This window comes from Streptomyces sp. NPDC004031 (genome assembly GCF_053604375.1).
In genome coordinates this window covers 20,963-39,209 of record NZ_JBSGHL010000034.1, presented here as the reverse complement: position 1 = coordinate 39,209, position 18,247 = coordinate 20,963, and the positions used below count along the sequence as shown (strand labels likewise).

The window sequence follows — 18,247 nt, the reverse complement described above, 5'->3', positions numbered from 1 at the left end:
CCCCTGCGTCAGGCGGACGCCTGCGTGAGCGCGTCGGTCTCCGCCTGGCTCAGCCGCAGCTGCGGGAAGGCCAGCAGCGGCGGCAGCTGGCCGGGAACGCGGGCGCTGGCGATGGGCGCGACGACGCCGGGCTGCGCGGCGAGCCAGGCGAGCGCCACGGAGGCCACGTGCGTGCCGTGCGCGGCGGCGGCGCTCTCCAGCGCGGCCAGCACCCGGTTGCCGCGCTCGGTGCCGACGTACGCCTCGACGCGGGCGGTACGGGCGCTCTCCACCGTCTCGCCGGCCCGGTGCTTGCCGGTCAGGAAGCCCGAGGCCAGCGCGAAGTACGGCACGACCGCGAGGCCGTGGCGCACGGCGACGTCCTGGAGCGGGCCCTCGAAGGTGTCGCGGGACATCAGGTTGTAGTGCGGCTGGAGGGCCACGTAGCGGGCCTTGCCCTCGCGCTCGGCGAACTCCAGCGACTCGGTCAGCCGCTCGGGGCTGATGTTGGACGCGGCGACGGCGCGCACCTTGCCCTCGCGCACCAGGTCGTCGAGGGCGGTGACGATGTCCTCGACGGGCACCTCGGGGTCGTCGAAGTGGGTGTAGTACAGGTCGATGCGGTCGGTGCCGAGGCGGCGCAGCGAGGCCTCCGCGGCGGCCTTGATGTTCGCCGGGCGCAGGCCGCGGAAGTCGGGGTGCTGGCTCACCTTGGTCGCGACGACGACGCTGTCGCGGTTGCCGCGGGCCGCCAGCCACTCCCCGATGATGTGCTCCGACTCGCCGCCCACGTTGCCGGGGATCCACGCGGTGTACGCGTCGGCGGTGTCCACGAAGTTGCCGCCCGCCTCGGCGTAGGCGTCGAGGACGGCGAAGGAGGTGGCCTTGTCGGCGGACCAGCCGAAGACATTCCCGCCGAGGCTGAGCGGGAAGACCTCGATGTCCGACGGGCCGAGCTTGCTGAGTGCAGTCATGATCGTGTGCAGCAACGTGCCGCGTACAGGTTATTCCGCCCGCCCCGGCCGTATCGAGGGGCGGACGGACACCGTTGGTCAGCGGGTCGCGGCCCGTGCGGGGGTGAGGCGGACGAGGGTGTTGAGGACGTGGTCCACGGCGTCGCGGGAGGGGTCGTCGGTGAGGTTGGTCAGCAGCCGCGCCATGCCGTCGACCAGGACGGGCCGGTCGATGATGCGGGTGAGCAGCGGCTCGAAGCCGGAGCGGCTCAGCAGGTAGGTCGCCGCGGCGTTGCCGAGCCGGTAGTAGCGGCCCCAGCGGCGGTCGAGCACGGCGGGGTAGCTCTGCAGGACGCGTTCGCGGCCGGGGCCCGCCGGGCGGGTCAGCGCGAGCGCGGCGACCTCGGCCGCCGCCTCGCCGGACTCCATGGCCTGGCAGATGCCTTCGCCGTTCCACGGGCTGATCGTGCCTGCGCTGTCGCCGACGAGCATCAGCCCGCGGCCGTACTGCGGGCGGCGGTTGAGGCCCATCGGCAGGGCGGCGCTGCGCAGCGGGCCGTCGGCGCCCGCCTCGTCCAGGCCCCACTCCGGCGGGGTGCGCTCCAGCCACGCGGCCAGTGCGGCGCGCAGGTCGGGGGTGCGCCGGCCGCGGCGGCCCAGCACGCCCACCCCGACGTTCACCCGCCCGTCGCCGAGCGGGAAGATCCAGCCGTAGCCGGGCAGCCAGGCGTCGCTCTGCGGCAGCCGCAGATCCGCCCACAGCTCCAGGTACTCCTCGCCGGAGCGGGTGGGGCTGCGGAAGTAGCGGCGCACCGCGGTGGCCATCGGGCGCGCCTTGTCGCGGTGCGCGCCCAGCGCGACGGCCAGCCGCGCCGAGGCGCCGTCGGCGGCGACGACGAGCGGCGCGCGGTGCTCGACCGGCTCGCCGTCCGGTCCGGCGGCGGCGCGGACGCCGACGACCCGGCCGGTGCGGTCGGTGAGCGGCCCGGTGACCTTGACGCCGGTGTGCAGCCGGGCGCCGGCCGCCTGGGCGTGGTGGGCCAGGATCTCGTCGAAGTCGTGCCGGGTGCGGGTCAGTCCGAAGTCCGGGAAGCGCGCGAGGTTGGGCCAGTCGATGAGCACGTGCCGCTCGCCGCAGACCCAGCGCATGCCGCGCGAGCGGTGCCAGCCCTCGCCGGTGACGTCGACGCCCATGCGCACGAGCTGGTGGACGCCGCGCGGGGTCAGCCCGTCGCCGCACACCTTCTCGCGCGGGAAGTCGTCCTTCTCCAGCATCAGGACGTCCACCCCGGCGCGCGCGAGGTGGAAGGCCGCGCTGGAGCCGGCCGGGCCCGCCCCGACCACGATGACCTGCGCGTCCTGCGCGGTGCGGGTGTCCTGGTCGGGCGCCCCGGTCCGGGCGGCGCGGTGCGGGCCGCCCGGGTCGCCGCCGGAGGTCTTCGGACTGTTGTCACGGTGCTCGTCGTTCACGTCGCTCACGTTGCTCGCATCGGTGTCGCTGATATCTCTGATACCGCCGTTATCGCTCGTATCGCCGTTCTCGTCCTTCACATCACGTATGGCTACCCGCGGACCGGCCCCTCGATGCGGGCGGTCTCGCCCGCGGGGCCGAACGGCGTATCCCGCGGGGCCTCCCCCGCCGTACCCCCGTACGGGTGACGGCGGGCGTGCGGCGGTGTGTCAACTCCCGCGCGCGGGGCCCTCCGTGGCCACGATGGCACCATGATCATCAACGGTTTCTCCCCCGCCCGCCGGACCCGGCGGCTGGCGGGCGCCGGTCTTGGGGCGCTCGCCGTGGTGTGCGCGCTGGCGGCTCCCGCGCCCGCGGCGGCGTCGGGTGCGCGCTCCGGCACGGCCTCCGGTGCGCCGTCGGCCGCGGCCCGGCCGGTGACGCCCGCCGAGGCGCTCACCGATGCCTACCTGCGCTCCGTCCGCGCCGATCCGGCCCGGCTGCGCGACTTCTTCGTGGCGATGCCCAAGGGCGGCGACCTGCACAACCACCTGTCCGGCGCGGTCTCCACCGAGTACCTGATCGACCGGGCCGCGGAAGACGGCCTGTGCATCGAGACGCAGACCATGACCGCCGTCGAGCCGCCCTGCGGGCCCGGCACCCGGCCCGCCGCGGACGCGCGGACCGACAAGGCCTTCCACGACGCGATCGTGCGGGCCTGGTCCATGCAGGACTTCCCGCCGGACGGCAACGGGCACGACCACTTCTTCGACACCTTCGGCAAGTTCGGCGAGGTGACGTGGCGGCACCGCGGCGACATGCTCGCCGACGTCGCGGACACCGCGGTGCGGCAGAACCAGTTCTACCTGGAGACGATGGTCACCCCGGCCTCGGACCAGGCCAAGCAGCTCGCCCAGCAGGTGGGCTGGGACCCGGACTTCGCCGCCCTGCACGCGAAGCTCACCGCGGACGGCAAGCTCGACGCGGTCGTCGCCGCGGCCCGCAAGGAGGCCGACGACGGCGACGCCGAGTTCCGCGCCTCGGAGCGCTGCGGCACCTCCGCCGCCCGGCCCGGGTGCGCGCTCACCGTGCGGTGGATCTCCCAGGTCTCCCGCGGCAGCGCGCCCGAGCGCGTCTTCACGCAGATGGAAGTCGGCATGCGGCTGGCCGAAGCCGACCCGCGGTTCGTCGCCGTCAACCTGGTGCAGCCCGAGGACGGCGAGGTCGCGCTGCGCGACTACAGCCTCCAGATGCACATGCTCCAGTACCTGCGCACGGTCTACCCGAGGGCCCATGTGACCCTGCACGCGGGTGAGTTGTGGCCCGGCCTGGTCAAGCCCGCCGATCTGGCCTTCCACATCGAGGAGGCCGTCAGCGTCGCGGGCGCCGAGCGCATCGGGCACGGCGTGGACCTGGTCCACGAGGACGACTGGCAGGCCACCGCCCGCACCATGGCGGCCCGCCAGGTCGCCGTCGAGGTGCCGTTCAGCAGCAACGCGCAGATCCTGGGCGTCAAGGGCGCCGAGCACCCGTTCGAGACCTACCGGGCCTACGGCGTGCCCGTCGTCCTCGCGACCGACGACCCGGGGGTCTCCCGTGTCGACATCAGCCACGAGTACCAGTACGCGGCCGCGACCTACGGGCTGACGTACCCGGAGCTGAAGGACCTGGCCCGCGCCTCGCTCCAGTACGCCTTCCTGCCCGGCGCCTCCCTCTGGTCGGGCAACCCCACCGCGCTGGGCTACCGCCCGCAGCCGGCCTGCCGCGATCAGCTCCCCGGCACCGGCCGTCCGGCCTCGGCGGCCTGCCGCCGGCTGCTCGCCGCCAGCCCCCGGGCCGCCGTCGAATGGCGCCAGGAGGCGGCGTTCGCCGCGTTCGAGTACGGCGTGCTCAGCAGGCACTGACGCCCGTGGCCGCCCGCTCCCGCCGGGCGCGGGCGGCCCGGCTCCCGGCCGGGGCCCATCCTCCGGGCCCCCTCACCGACCGCCCAGCACCGCCCGGAGGACGTGGCGGGCGTTGCGGGCCATCGCCGGGTTGGTCTCCCGGTAGTAGGGCAGGGCGATCAGCGCCTGCGAGAGCGTGCGGGCGCGGCCGCGGGCCCAGGTGGCGTCGTCGGCGCCGAGGGCGGCGCGGAAGGTGTCGCGCGCGTGCGGCGGCAGCAGGTTCCAGGCCGGGAAGAGGTCGCACGCCGGGTCGCCGGCGCCCGCGCAGCCGAAGTCGATGACGGCGGACAGGCGTCCGCCGCGGACGAGCAGATTGCCCGGCATCAGGTCGGCGTGCAGCCACACCGGCGGGCCGTCCCACGCGGGGGCCCGCAGTGCCTCCTCCCACTCGGCCAGGGCCGCGTCGCAGTCCACCTCCTCCTGCGGGACCGCCCGCAGCGCCTCGATCGCCTGACGTGTCTCGGCGTCGAGTGCGGCGAGCGGTCCGCCCCGGTGGGCGCGCGGCGCGTCCGGCAGGGTGACGGCGCGCATCGCGGTCACGAAGCCCGCCAGGTCGGCCGCCAGCCCCTCGGGATCGGCGAGCGCCCCCGCCTCGGGCGGCGCGCCCGGCAGCCACCGCAGCACCGACCAGGCCCACGGATACCCCTCGCCGGGCTCCCCCTCCCCCACCACCTCGGGTACGGGCACCGGCAGCAGTCCCGCCAGCCGCGGCAGCCACCGCCGCTCCCGTTCGACGTCCGCCGCCCCGCCGGGCACCAGCGGCAGCCGCACGAGCAGGTCGTCGCCGAGCCGGAACATCGCGTTGACCGTCCCGCCGGACGCCAGCCGCCGTACCGGCAGCCCCGCCCACCGCGGGAACCGCCGCGCGACCAGCTGCGCCACCAGGTCGTCGTCGACGGGGAATTGATCGGGGTGCACAGGCTCTCCTCGGCTCTTCTCGCGCGGACCGCGCTCCGCGCGGGAACGACCGGGCCCGGTGCGCGGGCCCGCGGCGCCCGGTGGACAATGACGGGCATGTTCTCACGCTGGTCGGTCGCTTCCCGCAACTCGCTGCTGTCCATCGGCTCCACCGAGTCGGTGCTGTCCATCGGGTCGGCGGGCTCGGCCCTGTCGATCGGGTCGGTGGGCTCCTTCGCGTCCTTCGGGTCGCTCGGCTCGGCGATGTCCGCGCTGTCGATCGGGTCCTACCAGTCCTTCGGGTCGTGGCTGTCGGGCCAGTCGAGCCACTCCGCTCTGAGCTGGCAGTCCCACGGGGCGGTCCGCGCCCGCCGCGCGTACGGCGACGCGGGCGCCGCCCGGCTGCCGCGCGCCGCGGTCACGCTCACCGCGACCGCGGTGGTGGGGCTCGCGTGGTGGCAGGCGCGCCGCGTGTTCAGGTGACGAAGGCGCGGCGGGTCGCGACGTGCCGCCCCGCCGGGCGCGGGGGTGGCGAAGGCGGCGGTCGTCGTCCGGGTTCGCGCCCGTGAGCAGGCCCGGCCCAGGTGTTGTGCGCGATGCCGTGCGCGGGTGCCGTGCATGGGCCTACGCGCCGGGCATGACGCGCCGCCAGATCCGGTCGTCGTCGGTGCGGTCGCCGAGGGTGAAGGCGCAGCGGCCGGACTCCGCGAAGCCGTGCCGCCGGTAGAAGCGCTTGGCCCGCTCGTTGTGGTCGAAGACCGTCAGGTAGATCTCCGGGGCCTGCTCGGCGGCGGCCGTCGCCAGCGCCCAGTCCATGAGCCGGGTGGCGACCCCGCTGCCGTGCCACGCGCCGAGGACGTAGATCTGCTGGAGTTCGAGCGCGCCGGGGGCCGGGTCGGCGGCGGGGGCCCGTAGCGGCGTCAGCTTGGCGTATCCGACGGGGGTGGCGCCGTGGAAGGCGACCCGCCAGCGGACCGACGGGTCGGCGAGGTCGCGCGCCATGGTGCCGTCCGGCCCGTAGGCGCCGTCGAGGAACGCGCCGAACGGCTCCGGGTCGTACAGGTGCCCGAAGGTCTCCGTGAAGGAGCGGCGCGCCATGCCCCGCAGGGCGCCGTGACCGCCCGCCTCCGGTGCCTTGTAGCTGATCAGGTCGTTCCCGTCATGACGCATGGACGCCCCCCGGCGTACACAGACGCCCTTCCGGTACGGAGGAAGTCCGAGCGTGGCGGGCGCGTCGGGGCCCGTTGCAGCGTCTCTCGGACTCGCCCCGACGATACCCGTGCGGCCCCGCCGGTCACAGCCGGGTGGCGGTGCGGACGAGCGCGGCGAGGGCGAGGGAGCGGCTGTGCGCGGGCCACACGATGTGGGTGACGACCGGGGGCGCGTCGCTCAGCGGGACGGCGGCGTGCTCGGCCCACAGCCAGGCGCGGGCCGAGTCGGGGAAGACCGCCAGGGTGCGGCCGAGGGCGATCAGCTGGGCCAGTTGCGTCTGGTCGTGGATCTCGGGCCCGGGGCCGGGGGCGTAACCGCCGTCGTGCGACCAGCGGGCGAGTGGCAGGCCGGGGATGCCGGCGGCCTCGGCCAGGGACAGGCTCCGGCGCGCGGCGAGGGGGTGCCGGGCGGGCAGCACGGCGATCTGGCCCTCGGTGAGCAGCGCCTCGCTGTCGAAACCGGCGAGGGAGTTGAAGGGGGTGTGCATGAGCGCGACATCGGCCCGGCCGTCCCGCAGCATCTCGCCCTGCTCGCACGTGCCGCTCGGCAGCACCTCGACCTCGGCGGCGCCGGGTTCGGCCGCGTAGGCGTCGAGCAGTTTCCGCAGCAGCTCGTGGGAGGCGGCGGCCTTGACGGCGAGCACCAGCCGGTTGCCGGTGCCGTCCGGGGCGCCGGCCCGGACGGTGCGGCGCGCGGCGGCCGCGGCCGCGTCGAGGGCCGCGCGGCCCTCGTGCAGCAGCACCTCGCCCGCGGCGGTCAGGGCGACGCCGTGGCGGTCCCGTTCGAGCAGGCCGACGCCGAGGCGCCGTTCCAGTTGGCGGATCGCCCGGGACAGCGGTGGCTGGGCCATACCGAGCCGCTCGGCGGCGCGGCCGAAGTGCAGTTCCTCGGCGACGGCGACGAAGTAGCGCAGCTCGCGGGTCTCGACGGTGCTCATCCGCCCCAGCGTAATCCGGTGATACCCGGCGGGTATCACCGTGCACCGAGTCGGTGTTGGCCGCCGTCGCCGCCCCCGGGCGACGATCGCAGGGCCCCCGGCGGCCCCGGAGAGCCGCCGCGGGCGGCCGACGGGCCCGGCCGGCACGCGGCCTTCCACGGCACCGACACGCAGGAGAGAACCAGCGATGCAGACACCTTCGACGTCACTTCCCGGCGGCACCCTGGCCCTGGGCGATCTGCCCGTCACCCGCTTCGGCTACGGCGCGATGCAGCTCGCCGGTCCCGGGGTCATGGGCCCGCCCGCGGACCCGGACGCCGCGGTGGCCGTCCTGCGCGAGGCCGCCGAACTCGGGATCACCCATGTGGACACCTCCGGCGCCTACGGACCGCGCGTCACCAACCGGCTGATCCGCGCGGCGCTGCACCCTTACCCCGCCGCACTGCGCATCGTCACCAAGGTCGGCGCCGTCCGCGACCCGCAGGGCGGCTGGCCCCCCGCCCGGCGGCCCGGGGAACTGCGCCGCGCCGTCCAGGAGAACCTCGACGACCTCGGCCTCGACACGCTCGACGTGGTCAACCTCCGCCTCGGCGACGCCCGGGGCCCGCTGCCCGGCTCGCTCGCCGAACCGTTCGAGGCGCTCGCCGAACTCCGGCGGCAGGGCCTGATCCGGCACCTGGGGGTGAGCAACGCGACGGCGGAACAGGTCGCCGAGGCGCGGACGATCGCGCCGGTGGTGTGCGTGCAGAACATGTACAACCTCGCCCACCGCCGGGACGACGCACTGATCGACGAGCTGGCCGGGCAGGGCGTCGCCTATGTGCCCTTCTTCCCGCTCGGCGGCTTCAGCCCGCTGCAGTCCGCCGCACTCGCCGCGGTGGCCGCCCGCCGGGACACGACGGCGACGGCCGTCGCCCTGGCGTGGCTGCTCGGCCGTTCGCCCAACATCGCGCTCATCCCCGGCACCTCCTCGGTCGCCCACCTGCGCGCGAACGCGTCCGGCGCGGCGCTCGCGCTCACCGCGGAGGATCTCGCCGAGCTGGACGGGATCGGCCGCTGAGTCCTGCCGCCGTCCGGCTCCGGCCGTCACCGTTCCTCACCGGGCCCCCGCCCGGTGGCCCGCGCCCCAGAAGAACGGCCCGGCCGTCGGCGTCACGGTGATGTCCCAGCCGAGGCCGCGAAGCCGCGCCTCCAGCTCCGCGGGCTCGTGGGGGACCTTCACGATCCGGTAGGCGGTCCCGTCGGGGGTGCGCCGCTCGACGGTGGAGGACGCCGGGCCCTCGACGAGCTCCTCCGGGGTCCGGTGGTGGTCGTCGACGAAGAACACCCGGCCGCGCGGTGCGAGGGCCGCGGCCACCAGGGACCAGAAGGACTCGAACCGCCCGTCGGGGACGTGCGAGAGCCAGCACCCCATGAAGACGACGTCGTAGCGGCGGTCGGGTTCCCAGGTGAACAGGTCGGCCTCGACGAATCTGACCGGGGCGCCGTCCGGGACGCGGCCGGCGGCGAGCGCGAGCATCTCCGGGGACGCGTCGACGGCGGTGACGTCGTCGGCGTGGCGGAGCAGTCGGGGGGTCCAGGTGCCGGGCCCGCAGGCCAGCTCCAGGACCCTCCCCGTCGGCCGGAACGCGTCGAGCGCCACGGCCGGCTCGGCGCCGCCGGGAAGGTCGAGGCGCCGGCCGAGGTAGTCGGGGGCGAGGGCGCTGTAGTAGGCGCGCTGTTCTGACAGGAGCCGGTTCTGAGCCGATGAGGTGTCCATGGCTCCACCGTCGGCCCTGCCCCAGGGACAAGGTCAACCTCGCTGGGGGTGTCCGCCCGCGGGCGCTCCGCGCGGGGTTCCGCGCACACCGGGCGGTCCCGCGCTGTGTGGGCCGCGGCCATGTCCCCCGGCCGGGCGGGTGCCTATCCTGCACTGGCCGCGCGGGGCGGCGGTGGGCACGGAAGGGCGGGCGGCGGATGGGTGAGCGGGCGTACGAGGACGGCCGGGTGGAGGTCGAGGGCGGCGGGCTGGCGGTACGGCGCTGGCCCGGACGACCGGGCGGCGGCACGGTGCTGGCCGTGCACGGCATCGCCTCCAACGGGCTGGCGTGGGCCCGGGTCGCCGAGGAGCTGGACGGCGTGGAGGTGATCGCCCCCGACCTGCGCGGGCGCGGGCTGAGCCGGGACGTCACGGGGACCAGCAGCATGGCCCGGCACGCCGACGACCTGCGCGCGGTGCTCGACCGCTTCGGCGTGCCGCGGGCGGTGCTCGCCGGGCACTCGATGGGCGGCTTCGTGGCGTGCGTCGCAGCCCGCCGCCATCCGGAACGCTACGCGGCGGCCGTGCTGGTCGACGGCGGGCTGGGCTTCCCGGTGCCGCAGGACGTGGACATCGACACGGTGCTGCACGCGGTGATCGGGCCCGCGATGCGCAAGCTGGAGACGACCTTCCCGGACCGCGCCGCCTACCACGCGTTCTGGGCGGAGCACCCGGCCTTCGCGGATCTGTCCGAACCGGACGTCGCCGCCTATCTCGACCGGGACCTGGTCGGGCAGGCGCCCGAACTGCGGTCCGCCTGCCGGGCCGCGGCCGTCCGCGAGGACGCGGAGGACGAGCTGCGCAACCCCGAGGTCTTCGCCGCGATCCACTCGCTGCCCCTTCCGGCGCGGCTGCTGTGGGCGGAGCGCGGCCTGCAGGACGAGCCGGTGGGGCTGTACGCGCCCGAGGTGATCGCCGCCGGCGCTCTGGCCGGGGCCGGGGTGGCGGCCCACTTCGTCCCCGGGGTGAACCACTATTCGGTGCTGCTGGGCGAGGCCGGGGCGCGTGTCGTGGCCGCCCACGTGCGCGAGGCCCTGGGCGGCTGACCGCCAGGCGCCGAAGGGGCCCGGCCCGGGGGACGGCCCCCGGCTCCCGGGCCCTTTCCGTGCCCCGCCGCGCCCCGCCGCGCCCGGGGCCGGCGCCTGCCATGGTCCGCGCCGACACCGGTCGCCCGTGCAGAACGTGTGCCGCCCACATGTCCCGTTCACCTGGCCGCTTCTACCGTTCACCCCACCACACACCCCCTCTCCGGAAGCCGGTCGCCATGCGTCGTATCCGTACCTCCACCGCTTCGCGGCCCTCGGGTCCGCGCAGGAGCAGATCCCTCACCGCGCTCGCGGTGGCGGCCGTGGCCGCCGTCCTGCTGGCCGGGTGCAGCAAGCCGGGGCAGGCCGGCAGTTCCTCGCAGGCAGGCGGCGACGCCGCGTCCGCGCCGGTGAAGGTGGGCCTGGTGTACTCGCGCAGCGGGCCGCTCGCCGCGTACGGCAAGCAGTACGCCGAGGGGTTCAAGGCCGGTCTGGCGTACGCCACGCACGGCACCGGCAAGGCCGGGGGCCACAAGGTGGAGGTCACCGAGCAGGACGACACGGGCGACCCGGCGAAGGCCGTCGCCGAGGCCAAGTCGCTGATCGGCAAGGGCACCCGGATCATCGCGGGCACCACCGACTCGGGCGTGGCGCTGCAACTGGCCCCGCTGGCGGCGCAGAACAAGGTGCTGTACGTCGCGGGACCGGCGGCGACGGACGCGCTGACGGGCGTCAACGCGTACACCTTCCGTTCCGGGCGGCAGTCCTACCAGGACATCCTGGCCGCGGGCTCGCTGCTCGGCGGCGCCCAGGGCAAGAAGGTCACCGTCCTCACCCAGAACTCCGCGTTCGGGCAGGCGAACGTCGCGGCGGTCAAGCAGGTGCTGGGCGGTCAGGGGGCCACGGTGGACTCGGTGCTGGCGCCGCCGAGCGCGGGCGACCTCACGCCGTTCGCCCGTCAGGTGCGCTCCCGCAAGCCGGACCTGGTGTTCGTGGCCTGGGCCGGGGCGAGCGCGCCCGCGCTGTGGACCGCCCTCGACCAGCAGGGCGTGGTCGGCTCCACCAAGGTCGTCACGGGCCTGGCGGGCGTGTCCTCGTACCCGCTGTTCGGCGCCGCCGGCGCGAAGGTGTCGTTCCTGGCGCACTACTTCCCGGGCGCGGCCGGCACGCCCGTGGAGAAGGCGATGCTGGACGCGGTCACGGCCGCGGGCGGCACCCCCGACCTGTTCACGCCGGACGGCTTCACCGCGGCGCAGATGATCGTGCACGCCGTCGAGGCGGGCAGCGCCACGGACGCGACGGCCATGGCCAAGGCGCTGGAGGGCTGGTCCTTCCAGGGGCCCAAGGGCGACGAGCAGGTCCGGGCGGCGGACCACGCGCTGCTCCAGCCGATGTTCACCGCGAAGCTCACCGGCAGCGGCACGGCGGCCGTACCGCAGTTGCTCTCCCGGCTGCCGATGGCGTCGGTGGCGCCGCCGTCCCACCCGATGGCGGGCTGACCGTGGCCCCGGTACTGCGGCTGGCGGGGGTGGGCTGGTCGGTGGGCGGCGCGGCCATCGTCGACGACGTGTCGTTCAAGGTGCGCGAGGGCGAGTTCCTGGCCTTCATCGGCCCCAACGGCGCGGGCAAGACCTCGTTGTTCAACCTGATCAGCGGTCTGGTCCCGGTGGCCGCCGGGACGATCGCGCTGGACGGCGCGGACGTCACCGCGCACGGACCGGCCGCCCGCGCCCGGCGGGGCCTCGGCCGGACGTTCCAGACGTCGAGCCTGTGGCCCTCGATGACGGTCGCGGACCATGTGCGGCTGGCGGCGCAGGCCGCCGGGGGCGGCTCGTACCGCCTGTGGCGGCGGGCCGCCGGGTACGCGGGCAAGGTGGCCGGGGTGCTGGAGCGCACCGGTCTGGCGCACCGCGCGGACGCGGCGGCCGGGGCCCTGTCGCACGGCGAGAAGCGCAAGCTGGAACTGGCCGTGCTGCTGGTCGGCGAGCCCCGGCTGATGCTGCTGGACGAGCCGATGGCGGGGGTGAGCGCCGAGGAGGTGCCGGCGCTCACCGCGCTGATCCGCTCGCTGCACCGCGACGAGGGCCGCACCGTCCTGATGGTCGAGCACCACATGGACGTGCTGCTGGGCCTCGCCGACCGGCTGGCGGTGATGCACCACGGCACGCTGCTGGCCCTGGACACGCCGCGGGCCGTCATGGCGGACGCCACCGTGCAGTCCGCGTACCTCGGGGAGGCGCTGTGAGCACGGCGGAAGGGCCACTGCTGGAGGTGCGGGACCTGCGGGTCGTGCTGGGCGGCCGGCACATCCTGCACGGCGTCGACCTGGACGTGGCGCCGGCCGGCGTCACGGCGCTGCTCGGCCGCAACGGGGCGGGCAAGACCACCACGGTCCGCGCGGTGCTCGGGCTGGTGCCGCGCAGCGGCAGCGTCCGCCTCGCGGGCGCCGAGACGGTACGGCTGGCCACCCACGACCTGGTGCGCCGCGGCATCGGCTACGCGCCGGAGGACCGCGGGGTCTTCGCCGGTCTGACGGTGGCCGAGAACCTGCGGCTGGCCGAGCGCCCCGGCGCGGGCACCCCCGACTACCCGCTGGTGTACGAGCTGTTCCCGGAGCTGCGCGAGCGCGCGGACCAGCCCGCCGGGACCCTGTCGGGCGGTCAGCAGCAGATGGTGGCCATCGCCCGCACCCTGCTCAACGGCAACCGGCTGATCATCGCCGACGAGCCGACGAAGGGGCTGGCGCCGCGGGTCGTCACGGAGGTGGCCCGGGTGCTGGAGCGCGCGGCGCTCGCCGTGCCGGTGCTGCTCGTGGAGCAGAACCTGGCGCTGGTGCGGCGGCTGGCCGGCTCCTGCGTGGTGCTGGCCGACGGGCGCACCGCGCACCGCGGTCCCGCCGCCGACCTGCTGGCGGACGCCGGCGCCACCCGCCGCCTGCTGGGCGTGGGTTCGAGCTCGCACGAGGAGGCGGACGCCTGATGTCCACCGTCGTTCTGCTCGCGGTCACCGGACTGGGCCTGGGCGCCCTGTACTTCCTGGTGGCCTCCGGGCTGTCGCTGATCTTCGGTCTGATGGACGTCCTCAACTTCGCGCACGGCGCGCTGCTGTCGATCGGCGCGTACGGCAGCTGGTGGGCCGCCTCCGGGCACGTACCGGGGGCCGGGCCCGGCGGGGCGGGCTTCGTGCTCGCCGTCGCCTTCGGGACCGCGGTGGGCACCCTGGCCGCCGTCGTCCTCGAACTGCTGCTGATCCGGCCGCTGTACGAGCGGCCCCGGGAGCAGGTGCTCGCGACCGTCGGTGTGGGCCTGGCGGTGCCGGCCCTGCTGTCGGCCGTCTGGGGCTCCGACGCGCGCCCCTTCCCCGGGCCGCACGCGCTGTCCGGCACCTTCGGGCTGCTGGGCGCCCGGATCCCGGTCAACCGGCTGGTCCTGGTGGGCGCCGCGCTGCTGGTGCTCGCCGGGCTGCGGCTGTTCCTGGGCCGCACCCGGCACGGCCTGGTGGTGCGCGCCGGGGTGGAGGACCGGGCCATGGTCACCGCGCTGGGCGTTGACGTACGGCGCGCGTTCACCCTGGTCTTCGCGATCGGCGGGGCCGCGGCCGCGCTCGGCGGCGCGCTCGGCGGGCTGTACTACGGCTCGGTCGACCCGGGCCAGGGCACCTCGCTGCTGATCTTCGCGTTCGTGGTGGTGGTGATGGGCGGCATGGGCTCGGTGTCCGGCGCGGCGCTGGCCGCGGCCGGCGTGGGGCTGGTCCAGCAGTTCGCCAACTACTACACGGCGTCCGGCCTCGGCGACCTCGCCGTGGTCGTCCTGCTCGCCGCCCTGCTGCTGCTGCGGCCGGGCGGTCTCACCGGGAGGCTCGCATGACCACCGCCGCTCCGGTCCGCACCGCGGGCCCCGACACGCCGCCGGTCCGGGCGGCCGCCCGCTCCTGGACGCGCTGGTGGCCCGCGGCGGTGCTGGCGGTGCTGATCGCCGTGCCCTACAGCGCGATGCCGCTGCCGGGCCTGCTCGACGGCCCCGTCGGCTCCGCGGGCAGCCTGCAACTGCTCGCGCTCTGCCTGGTGTTCGGGGCGCTCGCGACCGGCTACGACCTGCTGCTCGGCCGGACCGGGCTGCTGTCGTTCGGGCACGCCCTGTACTTCGCCGCGGGCAGCTACGCCACCGAGATCCTGATGGCCGGGGCGGGGCTGCCGTTCGTGCCGTCGGTGCTGCTCGGCCTGCTGTCCGGGACCGTGCTCGCGGCCCTGCTGGGATCGGTGTCGCTGCGGGTGTCCGGGATCGCGTTCTCCATGGTCACCCTGGCGTTCGCGCAGGCCGGTTCGCTGCTGGTGGAGCGCGACCCGGGCGGGGTGACCGGCGGTGAGGAGGGCCGCGCGATCCCCGCCGACAAGCTGCCGTCCTTCCTGGCCGGCATCGACAACACCGCCAACCTGTACTGGATCGCGCTGGCCTACCTGGTGCTGACGCTGGCCGTGGTGCAGTGGGCGGTGCGCTCGCCCACCGGCCGGGTGTGGGAGGGCATCAGGGAGAACGAGCGCCGGGTGGAGGTGCTGGGCCTGCGCCCGTACGGCTTCAAGCTCGTCGCCTTCGTCCTGGCCGGAGCGCTCGCCGCCGCGGGCGGCGTGGTGCACCTGCTCCTCACCGGCGGGGCGACCCCGCGGACCACCACGTCCGACTTCACCCTCTCGCTGCTGGTGATGGTGGTCCTGGGCGGATCCGGCTCCCGGTGGGGGCCGCTGATCGGGGGCGTCGCCTACACCTGGGCCGACCAGCGGCTCGGCGACCTCGCCGGGTCCGGCACCGTGACGGGCCTGCCGCAGGTGCTGCGGGTGCCGCTGTCGCAGCCGCTGTTCCTGCTGGGCACGCTGTTCGTGGTCGCGGTGTACGTGCTGCCGGGCGGGGTGGCCCGGCTCCCCGAGCGGCTGCGGACCGTACGCGCCGGGAAGGCCCCGTAGCGGCCTCAGGTGCCGGACAGCAGGTGCAGCCGGAGCGCGAGCTGGAGTTCCAGCGCGCGCTCCGGGTCGTTCCAGCCCGCGCCGAGCAGCGCCTGGATCCGGTCCAGGCGCTGCACCACCGTGTTGACGTGCAGGTGCAGTTCGTCCTTGGTGCGGGTGAGCGTGCCGCCGCAGGCGAAGTAGGCGGCGAGGGTGCGCACCAGCTCGGTGCCGCGCCGGGCGTCGTACTCCAGCAGCGGCCCGAGCGTCGCGGTGACGTACGACGCCACGTCGCGGTCGTTGCCCAGCAGCACGCCGAGGAAGCCGAGTTCGGCGGCGCCGGCGCCGTCGCCGGTCCGGCCGAGCGCCTGGAGCGCCTTCAGGCAGCGCAGCCCCTCGGCGTGCGCCTCGGCGATCGCCCCCGGCCCGGCGGCGGGCCCGCCCGCGGCGACCGTGACGGGCGCGCCGACCAGCGGGGCCAGCTGGGCGACGGCCGCGCGGGCGGCGGCGCCGGGCTGCGTCCCGTCGTGCGGGAGCAACAGCACGACCGTGCCGGACTGCTCGGCGCTGATCCCGGCGCTGCCGAACAGGCAGCGGCCCGCGGCCGCGACCAGCTTGTCGTGGTGGGCGGGCGACGTCTCGGCGACGAGCACCAGGCAGGGCTGCGCCAGGTCGATCCCGAGCCGCAGGCCGCGCACCACCAGGCCCGCCGGGTCGCGGTCGGGCGCGGTCAGCAGGTCGGCGACCAGTTCGCCGCGCACCCGGTTCTCGGTCTCGGCGACGGAGCGGCTGAGCAGCAGCAGGAGCGCGGTGACGACCCCGGCCCGCTCGAACAGCCGCCGGTCGGAGTCGTCGAGCCGCCCGCGCCCGTACAGCACGAGGCTGCCCAGCAGTTCCTGCCCGGCGAGCACCGCGCACGTCCAGCGGCCGTCGCGGAAGACCGCGCGGGCCGCGGCGTGCGAGTCGGCGGCGTGCCGTGCCAGGGACGCCGCCTCCGGGACCGGACCGTCGAAGGCCCCTCCGCGGCGGCCGACCGCGGCGAGGGTACGGCCCTCCGGGTCGTGCAGGGTGATCGGCCCGCCGAGCAGCCCGGCGACCGCGGCGGCCACCTCCGGCAGGTCGCCGCCGCGCAGCACCAGGTCGGTGAGCCGGTCGTGCGCCTCCTCGGCGCGCTGCATGGCGGCCGCGTGCTCGCGGATGACGGCGCCCGCCTCGGCGAGTTCGGTGATGGACCGGGCGGTGTCGATGGCGATGGCGGCGTGCGCGGCGAGCGAGCACAGCAGCGCCACCTCGTCGGGGGTGAACGGGCGCGGGGTGCGGTCGGCGGCGAACAGCACGCCGATCACGTCGCCGTCGGCGGCTCCGGCGGACGCGGCCGCGCCGCCGCGCCCGCCGAGCACCAGCGGCACCCCGAGGATGCCGACCAGGCCCTCGTCCAGCACCCCTTCGTCGATCGAGCCGGTGTGCCGGAAACGCTCGTCGGTGCGGTAGTCGGGGGTGGCGTAGGGCCGGGCGAGCTGGGCGACGAGACCGCCGAGGCCGTCGCCGTAGCTCAGCCGCAGCCGCTGGAACAGCGGGGACACCGAACCGTCGGTGACCCGCATGTACGTGTCGCCCGCCTCGTCGTCGCGCAGCGTCAGGTAGGCGGTGTCGGTGCCCAGCAGCATCCGCGCCCGGCGCACGATGGACTGGAGCACCGCGTCGAGGTCGCGCAGCGCCGCGAGGTCGCCCGCGGTGTCGAAGAGCGCGGCCAGTTCGCTCTCCCGGCGGCGGTGCCGGCGCAGGACGCGGCGCACCCGCAGGGCGGTCCCGACGGCCTGCTCCAGCTCCGCGAGGTCGGCCGCCCCCGCGCCCGCGGCTCGGGCCCGCACGGTGACGGCCCCGTACTCCTCGGCGGGGGCGTCCTCGGCGACGAGCTCCAGGAGCCGCCGCAGGAAGGGCGCGACGGACGCGGTCTGCTCCCCCGGCTGCGGGGGCGCGGAGGGTGCGGGTGCTTCTGGCATCGGGACCACCGTGCGGGTAGGAGCGGCCCGCCGGGGGCCGCCGCGGCGGCCCTGCGCGGGAGTGCGGGCGGATCGTCGCACCTGGTACGTGCGAGGGCCGGAGCCGACGCGGGGCCCGAGACTACCGAGGCGGCCCGGCCCGCGTCAGCGTCCGTGGCCCGGCGGGGGCGGGCGTGCCGGGCGGCTCCCGTCCACACGACAGGCCCTAGTGAGCCGTCCAGCCGCCGTCCACCGGAAGCGAGCTGCCGGTGATGTAGCCGGTGTGCTGCGAGCACAGCCACAGGGCCGCGGCGGCCACCTCGGCCGGTTCGATGAGCCGCTTGATCCCCGTCCGTTCGAGCATCACCCGCTCCACCACCTCGGACTCGGGGATGCCGTGCCGGGCGGCCTGCCCGGCGATCTGGTTCTCGACCAGCGGGGTGCGCACGTAGCCGGGGTTGATGCAGTTGCTCGTGACGCCGTGCGGGGCGCCCTCCAGCGCCACGGTCTTGCTGAGCCCTTCGAGGGCGTGCTTGGCCACGACGTACGCGGACTTGTAGGGGCTGGCCCGCAGCCCGTGCACGGAGGAGATGTTGATGACCCGTCCCCAGCCGCGCGCGTACATGTGCGGCAGGGTCCGGCGCAGGATCCGGAACGGGGCCTCGACCATCACCTGCTGGATCAGCGTGAAGCGCTCCGGCGGGAATTCGTGCACCGGGGCGATGTGCTGGAGCCCGGCGTTGTTGACGACGATGTCGGCGTCCGCGGGCAGGCCGTCCACGGCGCCGGGGTCGGACAGGTCGGTGACCAGGCAGATACCGCCGATCGCGGCGGCCACCTCCTGGGCCGCGGCCGCCGCCCGGTCCACCACGTACACGGCCGCGCCGGCCTCGGCGAACGCCGTCGCGCAGGCCTTCCCGATACCGCTGGCGGCCCCGGTGACCAGGGCCGTGCGCCCGGCGAGGAAACCCGCGCCGCCGGGGCCGTGGCTGTCAGTGCTCTCCATGGCCGTCACGCTAGGAACGTTGCGGGGGCGCGCACACGTGGGCGGCGGCCATACTTCCCGCCCCGGTCATGGTGGCCGGGCCCATGCCGGGCCGGACCGCGCGGGAGCGCCCGGTGCCGTCCGGCGGCG

17 protein-coding genes are annotated in these 18,247 nt (G+C 75.8%); 9 read left to right on the top strand and 8 right to left on the bottom strand.

Annotation, left to right across the window (positions count from 1 at the left end; translation table 11 throughout):
- Positions 1-8: 8 nt before the first annotated feature.
- Together ACWERV_RS21865 and ACWERV_RS21860 are read right to left on the bottom strand one after the other, a co-directional pair.
- A complete protein-coding gene (locus ACWERV_RS21865) occupies positions 9-953 on the bottom strand; it encodes an aldo/keto reductase (RefSeq protein WP_452935473.1) in 945 nt (314 codons plus the stop codon).
- A gap of 78 nt (positions 954-1,031) precedes the next feature.
- Entirely contained in the window at positions 1,032-2,411 is a 1,380-nt protein-coding gene (locus ACWERV_RS21860; RefSeq protein ID WP_452935470.1) for a geranylgeranyl reductase family protein, read from the bottom strand.
- Between the two features lie 243 nt (positions 2,412-2,654).
- On the opposite strand from ACWERV_RS21860, the gene ACWERV_RS21855 reads away from it, so the two are divergent.
- Positions 2,655-4,286, top strand: a complete 1,632-nt coding sequence (locus ACWERV_RS21855; protein ID WP_452935467.1) for an adenosine deaminase family protein — start codon at positions 2,655-2,657, stop codon at positions 4,284-4,286.
- A 72-nt stretch (positions 4,287-4,358) separates the two neighbouring features.
- Here the strand turns inward: ACWERV_RS21855 and ACWERV_RS21850 are convergent, their stop codons facing one another.
- Positions 4,359-5,243: an aminoglycoside phosphotransferase family protein gene (locus tag ACWERV_RS21850; RefSeq protein WP_452935465.1), complete on the bottom strand. Its 885-nt coding sequence runs from the start codon at positions 5,241-5,243 to the stop codon at positions 4,359-4,361.
- A gap of 96 nt (positions 5,244-5,339) precedes the next feature.
- Between ACWERV_RS21850 and ACWERV_RS21845 the strand changes: the two genes are divergently transcribed.
- Positions 5,340-5,705, top strand: coding sequence for a hypothetical protein (locus tag ACWERV_RS21845; protein WP_398184188.1), 366 nt, complete (start codon positions 5,340-5,342; stop codon positions 5,703-5,705).
- Positions 5,706-5,846: 141 nt separating this feature from the next.
- Here the strand turns inward: ACWERV_RS21845 and ACWERV_RS21840 are convergent, their stop codons facing one another.
- Positions 5,847-6,392, bottom strand: a complete 546-nt coding sequence (locus tag ACWERV_RS21840) for an N-acetyltransferase family protein (RefSeq protein WP_452935462.1) — start codon at positions 6,390-6,392, stop codon at positions 5,847-5,849.
- Positions 6,393-6,516: 124 nt separating this feature from the next.
- Positions 6,517-7,371: a LysR family transcriptional regulator gene (locus tag ACWERV_RS21835; protein WP_452935460.1), complete on the bottom strand. Its 855-nt coding sequence runs from the start codon at positions 7,369-7,371 to the stop codon at positions 6,517-6,519.
- A 187-nt stretch (positions 7,372-7,558) separates the two neighbouring features.
- Here ACWERV_RS21835 and ACWERV_RS21830 point away from each other — a divergent pair, with 187 nt between their 5' ends.
- On the top strand, positions 7,559-8,431 hold the full coding sequence (locus tag ACWERV_RS21830) for an oxidoreductase (RefSeq protein ID WP_452935457.1): 873 nt from the start codon (positions 7,559-7,561) through the stop codon (positions 8,429-8,431).
- A gap of 36 nt (positions 8,432-8,467) precedes the next feature.
- Here ACWERV_RS21830 and ACWERV_RS21825 read toward each other — a convergent pair whose 3' ends face one another.
- On the bottom strand, positions 8,468-9,130 hold the full coding sequence (locus ACWERV_RS21825; RefSeq protein WP_452935455.1) for a class I SAM-dependent methyltransferase: 663 nt from the start codon (positions 9,128-9,130) through the stop codon (positions 8,468-8,470).
- A gap of 197 nt (positions 9,131-9,327) precedes the next feature.
- On the opposite strand from ACWERV_RS21825, the gene ACWERV_RS21820 reads away from it, so the two are divergent.
- The 6 genes from ACWERV_RS21820 (at position 9,328) to ACWERV_RS21795 (ending at position 15,151) form a co-directional block, all read left to right on the top strand.
- Positions 9,328-10,215, top strand: coding sequence for an alpha/beta fold hydrolase (locus tag ACWERV_RS21820; protein WP_452935453.1), 888 nt, complete (start codon positions 9,328-9,330; stop codon positions 10,213-10,215).
- 218 nt (positions 10,216-10,433) lie between these two features.
- Positions 10,434-11,693: a substrate-binding domain-containing protein gene (locus ACWERV_RS21815; RefSeq protein ID WP_452935451.1), complete on the top strand. Its 1,260-nt coding sequence runs from the start codon at positions 10,434-10,436 to the stop codon at positions 11,691-11,693.
- A gap of 2 nt (positions 11,694-11,695) precedes the next feature.
- Positions 11,696-12,439: an ABC transporter ATP-binding protein gene (locus tag ACWERV_RS21810; RefSeq protein ID WP_452935448.1), complete on the top strand. Its 744-nt coding sequence runs from the start codon at positions 11,696-11,698 to the stop codon at positions 12,437-12,439.
- Positions 12,436-13,173 (top strand): ABC transporter ATP-binding protein, encoded by a 738-nt coding sequence (locus tag ACWERV_RS21805; RefSeq protein WP_452935445.1) that lies wholly within the window; start codon positions 12,436-12,438, stop codon positions 13,171-13,173. The genes ACWERV_RS21810 and ACWERV_RS21805 overlap by 4 nt, the downstream gene beginning before the upstream one ends.
- Positions 13,173-14,060: a branched-chain amino acid ABC transporter permease gene (locus ACWERV_RS21800; RefSeq protein ID WP_452935443.1), complete on the top strand. Its 888-nt coding sequence runs from the start codon at positions 13,173-13,175 to the stop codon at positions 14,058-14,060. Before ACWERV_RS21805 ends, ACWERV_RS21800 begins: the two co-directional genes overlap by 1 nt.
- Positions 14,057-15,151, top strand: coding sequence for a branched-chain amino acid ABC transporter permease (locus ACWERV_RS21795; RefSeq protein ID WP_452935440.1), 1,095 nt, complete (start codon positions 14,057-14,059; stop codon positions 15,149-15,151). The genes ACWERV_RS21800 and ACWERV_RS21795 overlap by 4 nt, the downstream gene beginning before the upstream one ends.
- 5 nt (positions 15,152-15,156) lie before the next feature.
- Here the strand turns inward: ACWERV_RS21795 and ACWERV_RS21790 are convergent, their stop codons facing one another.
- Positions 15,157-17,133 carry a helix-turn-helix domain-containing protein gene (locus ACWERV_RS21790; protein WP_452935439.1) on the bottom strand — a complete coding sequence of 659 codons (1,977 nt, stop codon included), beginning with the start codon at positions 17,131-17,133 and terminating at the stop codon, positions 15,157-15,159.
- A gap of 205 nt (positions 17,134-17,338) precedes the next feature.
- Complete coding sequence (locus tag ACWERV_RS21785) at positions 17,339-18,118, bottom strand: 3-hydroxybutyrate dehydrogenase (protein ID WP_452935436.1); 780 nt, start codon at positions 18,116-18,118, stop codon at positions 17,339-17,341.
- Positions 18,119-18,247 lie beyond the last annotated feature (129 nt).

Coding starts and splice junctions, on each gene's coding strand:
- ACWERV_RS21855 (WP_452935467.1), top strand. CDS start 2,655: ATGATCATCAACGGTTTCTCCCCCGCCCGCCGGACCCGGCGGCTGGCG.
- ACWERV_RS21830 (WP_452935457.1), top strand. CDS start 7,559: ATGCAGACACCTTCGACGTCACTTCCCGGCGGCACCCTGGCCCTGGGC.
- ACWERV_RS21800 (WP_452935443.1), top strand. CDS start 13,173: ATGTCCACCGTCGTTCTGCTCGCGGTCACCGGACTGGGCCTGGGCGCC.
- ACWERV_RS21840 (WP_452935462.1), bottom strand. CDS start 6,392: ATGCGTCATGACGGGAACGACCTGATCAGCTACAAGGCACCGGAGGCG.
- ACWERV_RS21815 (WP_452935451.1), top strand. CDS start 10,434: ATGCGTCGTATCCGTACCTCCACCGCTTCGCGGCCCTCGGGTCCGCGC.
- ACWERV_RS21795 (WP_452935440.1), top strand. CDS start 14,057: ATGACCACCGCCGCTCCGGTCCGCACCGCGGGCCCCGACACGCCGCCG.
- ACWERV_RS21790 (WP_452935439.1), bottom strand. CDS start 17,133: ATGCCAGAAGCACCCGCACCCTCCGCGCCCCCGCAGCCGGGGGAGCAG.
- ACWERV_RS21835 (WP_452935460.1), bottom strand. CDS start 7,371: ATGAGCACCGTCGAGACCCGCGAGCTGCGCTACTTCGTCGCCGTCGCC.
- ACWERV_RS21820 (WP_452935453.1), top strand. CDS start 9,328: ATGGGTGAGCGGGCGTACGAGGACGGCCGGGTGGAGGTCGAGGGCGGC.
- ACWERV_RS21865 (WP_452935473.1), bottom strand. CDS start 953: ATGACTGCACTCAGCAAGCTCGGCCCGTCGGACATCGAGGTCTTCCCG.
- ACWERV_RS21785 (WP_452935436.1), bottom strand. CDS start 18,118: ATGGAGAGCACTGACAGCCACGGCCCCGGCGGCGCGGGTTTCCTCGCC.
- ACWERV_RS21845 (WP_398184188.1), top strand. CDS start 5,340: ATGTTCTCACGCTGGTCGGTCGCTTCCCGCAACTCGCTGCTGTCCATC.
- ACWERV_RS21825 (WP_452935455.1), bottom strand. CDS start 9,130: ATGGACACCTCATCGGCTCAGAACCGGCTCCTGTCAGAACAGCGCGCC.